The following is a 12,767-nucleotide window of genomic DNA, read 5'->3' on the forward strand; positions in this document are numbered from 1 at the left end:
TGTGCCCAGCCACCCCGTCCCACCGCCCGCCCGCGCACCCGAGGCACGGCGCCCGCCGCGCGCCAGCGCCGCGCGTCCGAGGAACGGCGCTCCCGTCCCCGCACCCCGGCCACACCGCACCCACCCGTCCCGTCCCACCGCACGCCAGCGGGCCAGCGCCCCCGCGCATCCGCGCGCCCCCGCCTCCGAGGCGCGCGCCAGCGCACACCCGCGCCGCGCCCCGCCGGCGCGGGCGCCGCCCCCCGGCCGCCGCGCGCCAGCGCTCTCCGTCCCGCCGCGCGCCAGCGCCCCCGCGCATCCGCGCGCCCCCGCCTCCGAGGCGCGCGCCAGCGCGCCCCGCGCCCCCCTACTCCGCCGCCGCGCCCAGCGGCACCGCGTACAGCGTGTTCCCCATCGTCGGCACAAAGGCCACCCCCTCGCCGACCGCCGGCCTCGGCGGCCACGCGTCGCTGCCCGCGCCCGGCGTGCCCGGGTGCGGCTCGCCCGCGTCCAAGGGCTCGCCGTCCTCGGCCGACAGCCGGTGCAACACGCCGTCGCCGTCGGAGAGATGGAGCACCCCGTCGGCGAGGGCCGGCTGAGAGGCGATCTCCACGCCGGTCGCCCGGTGCCACAGCACCTCGCCCGCCGTCGGGTCGATGGCGATGAGGACGCCGCCGGTGCTGGACGCGTAGAGCACGCCGCCGGCGAGCACGGTCCTGGGCTCGGTCGGCTCGGGGAACTCGGTCCTGGCCCACTCCCTGGTCTCCAGGTCCAGCCGCCACACGGCGTTGGCCACCGGCAGGTCGACGTCCCACTCCTCGAAGTACGCCGCGTGCTCGTCCATGCCGATGCCGCGCAGCAGGCTCGGCACCTCGGGCGGCGGCGTCGCCGCCGTGGACCACACCGGCCGCCCCTCGGCCGACAGCAGCTCCACCCGCGGGTCCTGCCCGGACTCGTCCTCCCTGCTCACCGCCAGAAAGCGGTCGCCGTGGCCCAGCAGGTCGGTGAGGTAACGGCCCGGCACCTCCCAACTGCCCAGCGGGTCCGGCGCGTCGTTGGCGTAGAAGCGCACCGTGCTGTCGCCGTTGCGGAATGCCAGCGCCTCGTCGCCGACCACCAGCGTCTCGCCCAGTTCGGGGGCGTCGATCTCCCACCGCACCTCGCCGCTGGCCGGGTCGAGCGCGGCGAGGCCGCCGTCCGACTGGGCCAGCACGTGCTCCCCGACCACCGTCGCGTTGGGGCCCATCAGGCCGGTGCGGGGCCCGTTGAACCGCCAGCGTTCCGTGCCGTCCGCGTTCAGCAGCAGCGCGAACTGGCCGGCGGCCGAGCACAACACGCCCTGCTCGGGCGCGGGTTCGCAGCCGAAGCCCTCCGTTGCCGCGTCCTGGACGCCCCAGTCCCGCAGGTCCACCTCCCAGGGCTCGACCTCCCGTGGCTCCGGCGGCGCCGGGTCGTCGCCGGGCGCCGGGTCGCCGGCGACCGTCGGCCGGTCGGTGGGATCGACGTCGTCCGCCGGCCCGTTGAGCCACAGCGCCGCGCCCGCCGCGCCGACCGCGACCAGCGCCGTGCCGGCCAGCGCCCATCGCCGCCCCCGCCGAACCCGCCGCCGACGCCCGCCGGCCGTCGTCGCCTCGGACCCGGACCCGGAGCCCGACCCGGCGCCGCGCCGCCCGCCGGCGCCCGTGTCGGACCCGCCGCCCGCCGCGCCGCGCCAGACGGGCGACTCGCGCACCCCGGCGGCCTGCGCCCGACTGTCGGCCCAGGCCGCCATCCGCAACACCGCCGCGACCTCGGGCCGTTGCTCCGGGTCCTTGACCAGGCACAGGCTCACCAGGTCCCGCAGCGAGTCGGGGACATCGCCCAGGTCCGGCGACTCGTGCACCACCCGGTAGGCCACCGCCAGCGGGTCGCCGCCCGCCAGCCGGCCGGCCTCGAACGGGCTGTGCCCGGTCACCGCGTACGCCACGACGGCGCCCAGCGCGAACACGTCGGCCGCCGTCGTCACCTCGCCGTCGCCGGTCAGCTGCTCGGGCGCCATGAACGGCGGCGAGCCGAGCACCGCGCCGTCCTCCGTCAGCCGGTGACTGTCGCCCAGCGCCCGCGAGATGCCGAAGTCGATCACCCGCACCCCGTCCTCCGCGAGCAGCACGTTGCCCGGCTTGAGGTCGCGGTGCACCAGCCCGCAGCGGTGGATGTCCAGCAGCGCCTCGGCCAGTTCGGCGCCGACCCGCGCCGCCTCGCGCGGGGTCAACGGGCCCTGCCGGTCTATCCGTTCGGTCAGCGAGCCGCCCGGCACATAGAGCGTGGCCAGCCACGGCGGGTCGCCGTCCGGGTCCGCGTCCACGACGGGCGCGGTGAACGCGCCGCTGACCCGCCGGGCCGCCTCCACCTCGCGGCGGAACCTGGCGCGGAAGCCCGGGTTCTCCGCGTACTCGCGGCGGATCACCTTGATCGCGACCTGCCGCCCGGCGACCGTGCGCGCGAGGTGGACGACGCCCATGCCGCCGCTGCCCAGCCGCCGTTCGACCACGTAGTCACCGATGCGCTCGGGGTGGTCGCCCCCGCGCCCCGGCCTGCCCTCGCCGCCACCGTCCGCCATGCGACTCCCCCTGAAGTGGCTTGGTACCCGTTCCGCACGGGGTACGTCGGTCTGTCGCGATTACGCCGGGGACAGCGTACTTGCGCGACCGGAGTGACCCCCCGCCGCCGGCACGGAGATAATCGACCACATGTCCAAGTCTGTGCGGCCCACCGTCACCCCGTCCGCGTCGGAGCGCCAGGACCGGCCCCAGGACCGGCCCCAGGACCGGCCCCAGGCCCAGCCGCAGGCCGAGTCGCCCGGCGAGCCGCGCCCCGAGCCGATCCGGTTCTACGGCACCTCCTGGGTGGACCGCTCCGGCGGCTACCGGCTGCGCCGGGTCGGGCTGTTCCTCGGCGGGCTGGTGCTGACCCTGGGCGGCGCGCTGGTGTTGACGCTGGGCTACGGCGGGTTGACGGGCGCCGAGACCCCGGGCTGGCTGGGCGCGCTGGTGGCGCTGGCGTTCGCCATCTGCACGGCGCTGGCCTTCACGCGGCAGTGGCTCGGCTGGAGCAGGCCGGCGCCGGACGCCAAGGTGGACGAGTCGGCGTTCCGCTCGATCAACGTGGTCGGCTTCGTCGGGGTGCTCGCCGCCTACACGCTGCGCAGCGCCGTCGAGGCGCCGGGGGAGCGGCTGGCGCGCGCCCGCCACGAGGAGGCGCTGGACCGGCACCGGCGCCTGGTGGCCAAGCGTTCCCGCAACCCGGCCCGCCGCCGGCGCGGTTGACGCGGCGGGAACGGCCCCGCGCCGGCGGAACGCACCCGCCGCGCGCGACCCTGACCCGGCCCTCAGGGGCGGCTCAGGGGGAACCCCCAGCCTTCCCTGGCATGTGTCAGCTTTTCTTGACGCGTGCCGCGCCGCGCTGCGACTCTGAACCCGGTGAACACGGCACGACCCGCGCGAAAGGGACAGCGGGAGCGGCGTGGGGAGGGAGGACCCGTGCCCGAGAACGACCCCGACGCCGCTCGCGGCGGCGACCACCTGTTGAAGGTGCTCGGCGCCCTCAACAACCCGCACCGCCTGCGGATCGTCGCCGCGCTCGCCCGGAGTCGCAACTACGTGAGCAGGCTGGCCAGGGAGACCGAGATCAGCCGCCCGCTGCTGCACATGCACCTGCAACGCCTGGAGTCCGCCGGGCTGGTCACCAGCTCGCTCGAACTCTCCAGCGACGGCAAGGCCATGCGGTTCTACGAGGTGACTCCGTTCTTCTACCAGCTCACCCCCGACAGCATCGCCCAGGCCACCGAGACGCTCAGCAGGACCGGGCAGAGAGAGGAATCGCGGTGAACGAGCCCCTGATCCACCAGGCGGCCGGCGACCCCGCCGGCGTCTGGGCGGCGGCCCTGGGCACCGGCGGCGTCTTCGTGCTGATGATCGTCGTCGTCTGGCAGATCGCGGCCACCTGGCGGGCCCGGATGCTCGCGGGTCGGGAGGACGAGTACCGCCGCCTGGCCGCCAAGTACGCCGAGCTGCTGGAGGACAACACCGAGATCCTCCGCCGCTACACCGACGAACTCGCCGAGACCCGCAGGTCGATCGGCTCGGTGGAACGCATGATGCGCGAGGTCGACTGACCCCGGCCACCTGCCGCCCGCCCGCCGGACCACCGATCCCCCATGTCCCCCCGCTCGCGAAGTGCCCATCAACGGAAGGGAGTTACTCATGCGTGCGCTGCACCGCCTGGTCCGCATCCTGCGGCCCGGCCCGCCCAGCGGCGAGTACGACGACGACGGCTTCCCCCGGGAGCACCCCCGCCCCCGGGCCCGGCCCACGCCCGAGCACCCTGGTGCCGAAGGGGCCGGTGAGGAAGGCTGAGGCCATGCGGACCTCAGACTTCGCCACCTCGTTCAACGCCGTCGCCGCCGAGTACGCCGCCGCCCGCCCCGACTACCCGCCGACCCTCTACGACGCGCTGGAGGAGGCGTTCGGCCGCTCCCTCGCCGGCGCCCACGGACTCGACGTGGGCGCCGGCACCGGCAAGGCCACCCGGGGCCTGAGCGAACGCGGCGTCCAGGTCACCGCCGTCGAGCCGGGCGCCGGCATGGCCGGCCAACTGCGCACCGCCTCGCCCGGGGTGCCGCTGGTGCGGGCCAGCGGCGACGCCCTCCCGTTCGCCGACGCCAGCGTCGACCTCGTCACCTACGCCCAGGCCTGGCACTGGACCAGGCCCGAGGTGGCGCTCCCCGAGGCGCTGCGGGTGCTGCGCCACGGCGGCGGCCTCGCGCTGTGGTGGAACACCAACGACCGCACCGTCGGCTGGGTCGACGAGCAGGCCAACCGGCTGCGCGAAAGCCTCCCGCAGCACGGCGCCCACGACATCACCCGGATCGTCGGCCACCACCTCACCGCCCTGGAGCCGGCGCTCCAGCCCGTCTACCGCGAGGTGACCTGGCGGCGCACCGTGCCGCTCGCGACCCATCTGGCCAACCTCGCCACGCACTCCCAGTTCGCCGTGCTCGACCCGGAGGAGACCCGCCCGGTGCTCGCCCGCGAGGAGGCGATCGTCGGGGAACTCTTCCCCGACGGCCTGGTCGAGGAGCCCTATGTCGTCCGGCTCACCTACCTCCCCCGACCGGTCCGGCTCACCTCCGACTGAACGGAACGAACCGGCGGTAACGGGGGTGACGGCGGGCTGACCGGCACCCGGACGCCGCCGCGCCCCCGTCGCGTGCGGTGCGAGGATGACGACGGGACCCGTTCCCCGCGTGCGGCGGCCCTGGTTCCCGCGCGGCGGGCCGGTCGCCCCGAGCACGTTCAACGCAGCGCACGTTCAACACGGAGCAGGTGAGCCACGGATGTCCGGGAAGATCGCCGTCGTCGGCACGGGAAAGATCGGCGAGGCCCTGCTGGTCGGCCTGTTGAAGGCCGGCAGGGCGCCCGCCGACGTGCTGGTCACCGCCCGCCGCCCGGAGCGCGCCGCCGAGCTGCGCGCCCGGCACGGCGTCGTCGCGGTGGAGAACGCCGAGGCCGCCAAGCTCGCCGAGACGCTGATCCTCGCGGTCAAGCCGCAGGACCTGCCGGCGCTGCTGGACGAGCTGGCGCCGCACGTCTCCGCCGACCGGCTGGTGATCAGCGCCGCAGCCGGCATCCCGACCGCCTTCGTCGAGTCCCGCCTCACCCCGGGCACGCCCGTGGTGCGCGTGATGCCCAACACCCCGGCCCTCGTCGACGAGGGCATGTCGGTGATCTCCGGCGGCGCCCACGCGACCGAGCACCATCTGGCCGCCGCCGAGGCCGTCTTCGACGGCGTCGGCCGCACCCTGCGGCTGCCCGAGTCCCAACAGGACGCCGCCACCGCGCTCTCCGGCTCAGGGCCCGCCTACTTCTACTTCCTGGTCGAGGCCATGATCGACGCCGGCATCCTGCTCGGCCTGCCCAGGGACAAGGCGCACGAGCTGATCGTCCAGGCCGCCGTCGGCGCCGCCGTGATGCTCAGGGACACCGGCGAACACCCGGTCGCGCTGCGCGAGGCGGTCACCTCCCCGGGCGGCACCACCATCAGCGCCATCCGCGAGCTGGAGAACCACGGGGTGCGCGCCGCCCTGCTCGCCGCCCTGGAGGCGGCCAGGGACCGCAGCCGCGAACTCGGCGCCGCCACCGGCGCCTGACCCGCGCCCCCGACCCCCGACGAGCGCGCCCGCACGAGCGCGGGGGCGCGACGCCCAAGGCGCCGCGCCCCCACACCCGTTCACCGTGCCGGTCACTCCGTGGCGATCGCCCGCAGCACGTTCATCCGCCCCGCGCGGAACGCCGGCAGCAGCGCCGCCAGCAGCCCGACCACCGCCGAGCCGACGAACACCGTGCCCAGCGTCGGCCACGGGATCTCCAACACCCGGAACCCGCCCAGCTCCAGCAGCCGCTGCGCGGTCAGCCCCCACGCCATGCCGAGCCCCAGGCCCAGCAGCGCGCCCAGCAGCGCGATCACCACCGACTCCAGCCGCACCATCCGCCGCAGCTGCGACCGGGACAGGCCGATGGCCCGCATCATCCCGATCTCCCTGGTCCGCTCGATCACCGACAGCGCCAGGGTGTTCACCACGCCCAGGAACGCCACCAGGATCGCCAGCGCCAGCAGCGCGTAGATCAGGTTCAGCAGCCCGCCGATCTCCTCCTCCATCCGCTGCTTGTAGTCGGCCTGGTTGGCGACGTCGTACTGCGGGAACTGGTCCAGCCGCTCCTTGAGCGCCGCATAGGCCGCCGCCTCCTGGCCGTCCTCCGCCCTGGCGAACATCGCCACGTTCAGCGGCATCTCCTCGCCCAGCGCATCCCGCGCGGTGTCGAAGCCCACATACAGGGCGCCCTGGTCGATCACCGTGTCCTCGGAGGTCACCGCGGCGATGGTCACCTCCGCCGAGCCGCCGCCGACGAAATCCACCCGCACCGCGTCGCCCACCGACAGCCCGTGGTCCCTCGCGAACGTCTCCGGCACCGACATCGCCCCGGGCCCGAACGCCGCCACCAGCTCGCCCTCGACCGTCTCCGACCGCAGGTCATCGGCATAGGTCGGCGAGGCCGCCACCAACTCCTGGTCGTCGCTCGCCCCGTCCGGCGTCGTCACCGTGGCCCACACCGACGTGTAGTCGGTGACATGGACCAACCCCGGGGTGTCCCGCACCAACTGCGCGGCCTCGTCGACGATCGGCTGGCCCATGCTGTCCACGATGAAGTCGGCCCCCACCGTGCGGTCCAGCTGGTCGGAGGCCGAGGCCACCACCGAGGACCCCACCACGGCAAGACCGCTCACCAGCGCCAGCCCGATCATCAACGCGCTGGCGGTCGCGCCGGTGCGCCGGGGGTTGCGCAGCGCATTGCGCCCCGCGAGCCGCCCCACCGGCCCGAACGCCCGCAGCACCAGCCCGTTCACCACCCGCATCGCCAGCGACGCCAGCAGCGGCGCCGCCACCACCATGCCGACCAGGGTGGCCAGCAGGCCCAGCCCCAGGAACGCCCCGCCGTCCGAGCCGTCGTCCGCCGTCGCCGCCAGCAGCAGCGCCGCCGCCCCCGCGCCCGTCAGCACCAGCCCGACCGCCGTCCGAATCCGGCCGGCGCGGGCGTCGCCCGGCGTCCCGGCGTCCCGCAGCGCCGCCATCGGCGACACCCGCCCCGCCCGCCGCGCCGGCAGCCAGGCCGCGACGACCGTCGCCAGCACCCCCACCGCCATGCCGGCCACCGGCGTGGTCGCCGTCACCGTCAACGAGGCGTCCGCCAGGTTCATCCCCAGCGACTCCATCCCCCGCAACAGCAGCATCGCCAGCCCGATCCCGACCCCGACGCCCAGCGCCGAGCACACCACGCCGAGCAGCAGGGCCTCGATCAGCACGGAGCGGTTGACCTGGCGTCGGCTGGAGCCGATGGCGCGCATCAGGCCGATCTCGCGGGTGCGTTGGGCGACCAGCATGGAGAAGGTGTTGACGATCAGGAAGATCCCGACCAGCACCGCGATCCCCGCGAAGCCGAGCATCGCGTACCGCAGCATGTCGAGGAAGCCGACCTCTGCCATGGCCTCCTCCCGGTTCTCCTCCCGGGTCTTGACCTCGAAGCCGCCGCCCAGCTCGTCCGCGATCCGCGCCTTCAACTCCGCGTCGCCCACCCCGTCGGCCGCGTCCACCGCTACGCGGCTCACCCGGTCCTCCGCGCCCAGCAGCACCGTCCGCGCCGCCGTCTCCTCGAAGAACACATAGGCGACGCCCGGGTTGCTCCCCTGGAACTCCGCGACCCCGACCACCGTCACCGGATGGCTGCCGGAGGCGGTCACCACGGTCAGCGCGTCGCCCACCGCCACGTCGGCGTTGTCGGCGGTGTCCGCGTCCACCAGCACCTCGTCGCCGGCGGCCGGCTCGCGCCCCTCGACCAGCTCCATCAGCCGCTGGCTCACCGGCCCCCAGTCGCCGCCGGTGGTGGGACCACCGCCGTCCCACTCCAGGCTCTCGTTGTCGGCGTCGACCACGGTCAGCCCGGTGCTCTCCACCGCGCCGAACGCCTCGGCCACGCCGTCGACGGCCGCCACCCGCTCCACCACGTCGGCGGGGAACGACTCCGGAACGCCCGTCTGCTGGGCGTGCTCCTCCTCCTCGACCTCGACGGTCACATCCGAGGTTGTCGCGCCGAAGAACCGCTCGAAGGTGGAGTTCAACGTGTCGCTGAAGATCAACGTCCCGCAGACGAACGCCACCGACAGCACGATCGCGACGCCGGACAGCACCATCCGCGCCTTGTGGGCATAGAAGCTGCGCAGCGATGTCCTGAGCACGGTCATGACGTCCGCCCCCAACCCCGGGAAGCGCTGTCGAAGTTGCGCATCCGGTCGAGGACGCGGTCGGCGGTGGGGTCGCGCATCTCGTCGACGATGTGGCCGTCGGCGAGGAAGACGATGCGGTCGGCGTAGGAGGCGGCGACGGGGTCGTGGGTGACCATGACGATGGTCTGGCCGAGGTCGTCGACGGAGCGGCGTAGGAAGTCGAGGACTTCGGAGCCGGCGCGGGAGTCGAGGTTGCCGGTGGGTTCGTCGCCGAAGATGATCTCGGGTCGGGCGGCCAGGGCGCGGGCGACGGCGACGCGTTGTTGTTGTCCGCCGGAGAGTTGGTTGGGGCGGTGCTTGAGGCGTTCGGCCAGGCCGACGGTGGAGATGACGCGCTCCAGCCAGTCGGGGTCGGGTTTGCGGCCGGCGATGTCCATGGGGAGGGTGATGTTCTCCAGGGCGTTGAGGGTGGGCAGCAGGTTGAACGCCTGGAAGATGAAGCCGATCTTGTCGCGGCGCAGGCGGGTCAGCCGCTTGTCCTTCAGGCCGGTGATCTCGGTCTCCCCGACCCAGATCCGGCCGGAGGTGACGGTGTCCAGACCGGCCAGGCAGTGCATCAGCGTGGACTTCCCCGAGCCCGAGGGGCCCATGATCGCGGTGAACACCCCCCGCTCCACATCCACACTCACCCCGTCCAACGCCGACACCCGCGTCTCGCCGGAGCCGTACGCCTTGACCACCCCGACCGCCCGGGCGGCCACCCGGGCCCGCCCCGGGCCGCCTTCGGTCCTGGGATTCACTACGGCCGATGTCACGAAACTCGCCTCCGCTGGGAACGCACGATGTCAACGCACCCAACCCTGGCCTTCGGCGAGCCGCGTCTCGATGGTGCGCGTCGCCGTATCGGAGCGGGGGTTTACCCCACCCCCGAACCCCCGCCAGCCCCCCGCACCCCGTCCCAACCCGCCGCGTACATCCGGGCGATGACCTCCTCGATGTCCGGCTCCCGCAGCGACAGGTCCTGAAGCGGATAGTCCGCCGCCACCCGCGCCACCAGCGGCGCCGCGCTCCGCGAGGCCGGGAACGCCAGCCACTGACGCGGCCCCGACACCCGCACCACCCGCGCCCCCGCCACCTCGATCGCCGGCCGCTCCTCCGCCAGGTCCACGACCAGGGTCCGCTCGCTCTCGCCCACCTCGCTCAACCCGGCGAACGCCCCGTCGTACATCAGCCGCCCCCGGTCGATGACCATCACCCGGCTACAGAGCTGCTCGATATCGGTCAGATCATGAGTCGTCAGCAGAATCGTCGTGCCCTTCTCTCGATTGAGATCGCGCAGAAAGCCACGCACCTTGTTCTTGCTGATCACATCCAGACCGATCGTCGGCTCGTCCAGATAGAGCACCTCCGGATCGTGCAGCAGCGCCGCCGCGATGTCCCCCCGCATCCGCTGCCCCAACGACAGCTGCCGCACCGGCACATCCAGCAGCGGCCCCAGCTCCAGCAGCTCCACACAGCGCTCCAGGTTCGCCCGGAACCGCGCCGGCTCCACCCGGTACAGCCGCCGCACCAGCTGGTACGAGTCCCCCAACGGCAGGTCCCACCACAGCGTCGTCCGCTGCCCGAACACCACCCCGATCCGCCGCGCCAGCTCCGTCCGCTGCCGCGCCGGATCGATCCCCGCCACCCGCAGCCGCCCACCGCTCGGCGTCAGGATGCCGGTCAACATCTTGATCGTCGTCGACTTCCCCGCCCCGTTCGGCCCGATGTACCCCACCATCTCGCCCCGCCGCACCCGGAACGAGATCCCGTCCACCGCCCGCACCTCGCTCACCTCGCGCCGCACCAACCCGGCACGCCGCCGCACCCGGAAGACCTTCGCCAACCGGTCAAGCTCGATCAGGTTCTCGCTCATCTCAGCTCCCGGTACTCCGATAGCCCCGCACCGCCGACCGCCACACCACGGCGGCCAGCCCGGTCAACGCCACCGCCACCAGCGGCGACAGGAAGTCCACCCACCCCGGCAGCCCCAACGGATCGTCCCGCCCCAACAGCCGCAGCGACGGCAGCCAGTTCACAAAGGCCAGCGGCACCACGAACGTCGCCCCGCGCACCAGCTCACGCGAGAAGATCGTCGGCGGATACTGCGACAGCGCGCCCCCGCCATAGGTGAACGCGTTCTGCACCTGCGCCGCGTCCTGCGCCCAGAACTGGAACGAAGAACCCAGCGTGAACAGCGCCCCGAAGATCACCGAGCCCGACACCAGCATCGACACCAGCAGCAGGACCTGGCCCGGCGTCCATTCCACCTCGACGTTCACGAGCGCCCACCCCAGCACGGCCCCGGCCTGGATCAGCCTCCCCACCCGCCGCAGCGCGAACCGGTCCGCCGCCACCTGAACGAAGATCGGCACCGGCCGCACGAACAGCACGTCCAGCGAACCGTCCCTGATCCGCCGCCCGACCTGCTCCACGTTCCCCAGCACCAGGTCCGCCATCCCCAACGCCAGGCTCGCGCTCCCGTACAGCAACGCCACCTCGGGCAGCGCGAAGCCGCCCAGCGCATCGATATGGGAGAACATCACCAGGACAACGACAAAATCCAGCAGCGTCAGCACCAGATTCGCCAACGTCGTGATCACGAACGACGTCCGATAGGTCAACGCCGCGCGAATCCACATCCAGGCCACCAGCGCGAAGGCCCGCGTCCCCTCAACCACCCTGGACCACCACTCGCCGCGTCGCCACCGACTGCACCCAGCGGCCCAGCCCCAACACGACCAGCGCCCACGCAAGTTGGAACGCGATCCCCGCCACCACGGCCCACCCGGCCCGCCGCTCCAGCAGCACGTCCGCCGGCACCTGCAACATCCCGGCCCACGGCAGCCACCGCACCACCTCGCCCAGCGCCCCGGGGAAGACGGTCAGCGGCAGCATCATCCCGGAGAAGAACGTCGACAGCACGGTGCACGCCATGCTCGCCCCCACCCCGTCCATCATCCAGAACGCGGAGAGCCCCACCAGAAAGCGCATCGCGAAGCTGATCACCACGGCCAGCGTCACGGACCCCAGGAACGCCGCCCACACCACCGGGTCGACCGGCAGCGCCAGGTCGAAGACCAACGCCCCCACCGCCATCGGCACCACCCCGCGCCCCACCAACTGGAAGGCGGCCCGCCCCAGATCGCTCGCCAGCCACCAGAGCTGGAGGTCGGCCGGCCGGTACAGGTCGATCGCCACGTCCCCCGACCTGATCCGCTCCTGAAGCTCCGCCTCGAACCCGCCACCCATCAGCGCCACCGAGGCCAACAGCGCCTGCCCCACCCACACGAAGGTGAGCGCCTCCGCCTGCTCGTACCCGCCGAGCTGCGGCCGCTCGTGCCACAGGGCCATGAACGCGTAGGTGAGGATGAAGCCGAAGACCGTGTTGGTGAACACCCCGGCCGCCGTGGCCAGCCGGTAGGTCGCGTACCGCCGGAAGCTGTAGCCCGCCACCGAGCGGTACACCCCCGAAGACCTCATGACCGCATGGCCTCTGCCCCTGCCCGTGAGATGACCCGAAAAATGCCAAAGACGTCCGAGCCTACCGGCCGTTGAGAGACCCCCACCACCGGGGTCTCCACCCCGCGAGGACCCAACTTGACACCACCGGGGCCGGTCCGTATGGTCCTTCGAGCTTGCCCCGGAGTGGATCAGCTCGGAAGGCCGATTTGGATCGGCCGGAGAATTCCTCTACGGTTACGGCACGCCGGAGGGCGGAAACCTCAACTCCCCCCGACGGAGGTCAAGTTCGAGAAATCGAGCGTGATAGAGTCGGGAACACAGCGAAGGGAAGCGCCCGGATGGCCCTGAGAGGGGTTTGATGGAAGCGTCCGTTCCTTGAGAACTCAACAGTGTGCCAAAAGTCAATGCCAGATTTTTGAGTTGTTTGCGAGGATGTTCGAGCATCTTTGTGGGCGCTTTCTTTTGAA

The 12,767-nt window shown here is 73.1% G+C and carries 12 protein-coding genes; 6 read left to right on the forward strand and 6 right to left on the reverse strand.

The genetic code is table 11. The annotated features are described in order from the left end of the window. Positions 1-346: 346 nt before the first annotated feature. A complete protein-coding gene (locus FH609_RS29140) occupies positions 347-2,578 on the reverse strand; it encodes a protein kinase domain-containing protein (protein WP_139675170.1) in 2,232 nt (743 codons plus the stop codon). Positions 2,579-2,708: 130 nt separating this feature from the next. Between FH609_RS29140 and FH609_RS29145 the strand changes: the two genes are divergently transcribed. The 6 genes from FH609_RS29145 to proC all read left to right on the forward strand — a co-directional run bounded on the left by FH609_RS29145 (position 2,709) and on the right by proC (position 6,166). Beyond that, positions 2,709-3,284 (forward strand): hypothetical protein, encoded by a 576-nt coding sequence (locus FH609_RS29145; RefSeq protein WP_226962032.1) that lies wholly within the window; start codon positions 2,709-2,711, stop codon positions 3,282-3,284. Positions 3,285-3,497: 213 nt separating this feature from the next. Then, entirely contained in the window at positions 3,498-3,845 is a 348-nt protein-coding gene (locus FH609_RS29150; protein ID WP_139675173.1) for an ArsR/SmtB family transcription factor, read from the forward strand. Then, on the forward strand, positions 3,842-4,132 hold the full coding sequence (locus FH609_RS29155; RefSeq protein ID WP_122399683.1) for a hypothetical protein: 291 nt from the start codon (positions 3,842-3,844) through the stop codon (positions 4,130-4,132). The genes FH609_RS29150 and FH609_RS29155 overlap by 4 nt, the downstream gene beginning before the upstream one ends. Before the next feature lie 88 nt (positions 4,133-4,220). Then, entirely contained in the window at positions 4,221-4,373 is a 153-nt protein-coding gene (locus tag FH609_RS31300) for a hypothetical protein (RefSeq protein ID WP_193318116.1), read from the forward strand. Between the two features lie 4 nt (positions 4,374-4,377). After that, a complete protein-coding gene (locus FH609_RS29160) occupies positions 4,378-5,154 on the forward strand; it encodes a class I SAM-dependent methyltransferase (protein WP_139675175.1) in 777 nt (258 codons plus the stop codon). 199 nt (positions 5,155-5,353) lie between these two features. Continuing rightward, positions 5,354-6,166: a pyrroline-5-carboxylate reductase gene (proC, locus tag FH609_RS29165; protein WP_139675178.1), complete on the forward strand. Its 813-nt coding sequence runs from the start codon at positions 5,354-5,356 to the stop codon at positions 6,164-6,166. A gap of 92 nt (positions 6,167-6,258) precedes the next feature. Here the strand turns inward: proC and FH609_RS29170 are convergent, their stop codons facing one another. The 5 genes from FH609_RS29170 to FH609_RS29190 form a co-directional block, all read right to left on the reverse strand. Further along, positions 6,259-8,814 carry an ABC transporter permease gene (locus tag FH609_RS29170; RefSeq protein WP_139675181.1) on the reverse strand — a complete coding sequence of 852 codons (2,556 nt, stop codon included), beginning with the start codon at positions 8,812-8,814 and terminating at the stop codon, positions 6,259-6,261. Further along, positions 8,811-9,611, reverse strand: coding sequence for an ABC transporter ATP-binding protein (locus tag FH609_RS29175; protein ID WP_139707907.1), 801 nt, complete (start codon positions 9,609-9,611; stop codon positions 8,811-8,813). Before FH609_RS29175 ends, FH609_RS29170 begins: the two co-directional genes overlap by 4 nt. 101 nt (positions 9,612-9,712) lie before the next feature. Then, positions 9,713-10,711 carry an ATP-binding cassette domain-containing protein gene (locus FH609_RS29180; RefSeq protein ID WP_139675784.1) on the reverse strand — a complete coding sequence of 333 codons (999 nt, stop codon included), beginning with the start codon at positions 10,709-10,711 and terminating at the stop codon, positions 9,713-9,715. 1 nt (position 10,712) lies between these two features. Next, positions 10,713-11,477, reverse strand: a complete 765-nt coding sequence (locus FH609_RS29185) for an ABC transporter permease (protein WP_139675791.1) — start codon at positions 11,475-11,477, stop codon at positions 10,713-10,715. A gap of 31 nt (positions 11,478-11,508) precedes the next feature. Further along, positions 11,509-12,318, reverse strand: a complete 810-nt coding sequence (locus tag FH609_RS29190) for an ABC transporter permease (RefSeq protein ID WP_139675786.1) — start codon at positions 12,316-12,318, stop codon at positions 11,509-11,511. Between the last annotated feature and the right edge of the window lie 449 nt (positions 12,319-12,767).

This window comes from Streptomyces sp. 3MP-14 (assembly GCF_006334905.2).
Classification (GTDB): Bacteria; Actinomycetota; Actinomycetes; order Streptomycetales; family Streptomycetaceae; genus Streptomyces; species Streptomyces triticirhizae.

Excerpts from the sequence above, each read along its gene's own strand:
- FH609_RS29140 (WP_139675170.1), bottom strand. The coding sequence starts at position 2,578 with ATGGCGGACGGTGGCGGCGAGGGCAGGCCGGGGCGCGGGGGCGACCAC.
- FH609_RS29145 (WP_226962032.1), top strand. The coding sequence starts at position 2,709 with ATGTCCAAGTCTGTGCGGCCCACCGTCACCCCGTCCGCGTCGGAGCGC.
- FH609_RS31300 (WP_193318116.1), top strand. The coding sequence starts at position 4,221 with ATGCGTGCGCTGCACCGCCTGGTCCGCATCCTGCGGCCCGGCCCGCCC.
- FH609_RS29160 (WP_139675175.1), top strand. The coding sequence starts at position 4,378 with ATGCGGACCTCAGACTTCGCCACCTCGTTCAACGCCGTCGCCGCCGAG.
- proC (WP_139675178.1), top strand. The coding sequence starts at position 5,354 with ATGTCCGGGAAGATCGCCGTCGTCGGCACGGGAAAGATCGGCGAGGCC.
- FH609_RS29170 (WP_139675181.1), bottom strand. The coding sequence starts at position 8,814 with ATGACCGTGCTCAGGACATCGCTGCGCAGCTTCTATGCCCACAAGGCG.
- FH609_RS29180 (WP_139675784.1), bottom strand. The coding sequence starts at position 10,711 with ATGAGCGAGAACCTGATCGAGCTTGACCGGTTGGCGAAGGTCTTCCGG.
- FH609_RS29185 (WP_139675791.1), bottom strand. The coding sequence starts at position 11,477 with ATGTGGATTCGCGCGGCGTTGACCTATCGGACGTCGTTCGTGATCACG.
- FH609_RS29190 (WP_139675786.1), bottom strand. The coding sequence starts at position 12,318 with ATGAGGTCTTCGGGGGTGTACCGCTCGGTGGCGGGCTACAGCTTCCGG.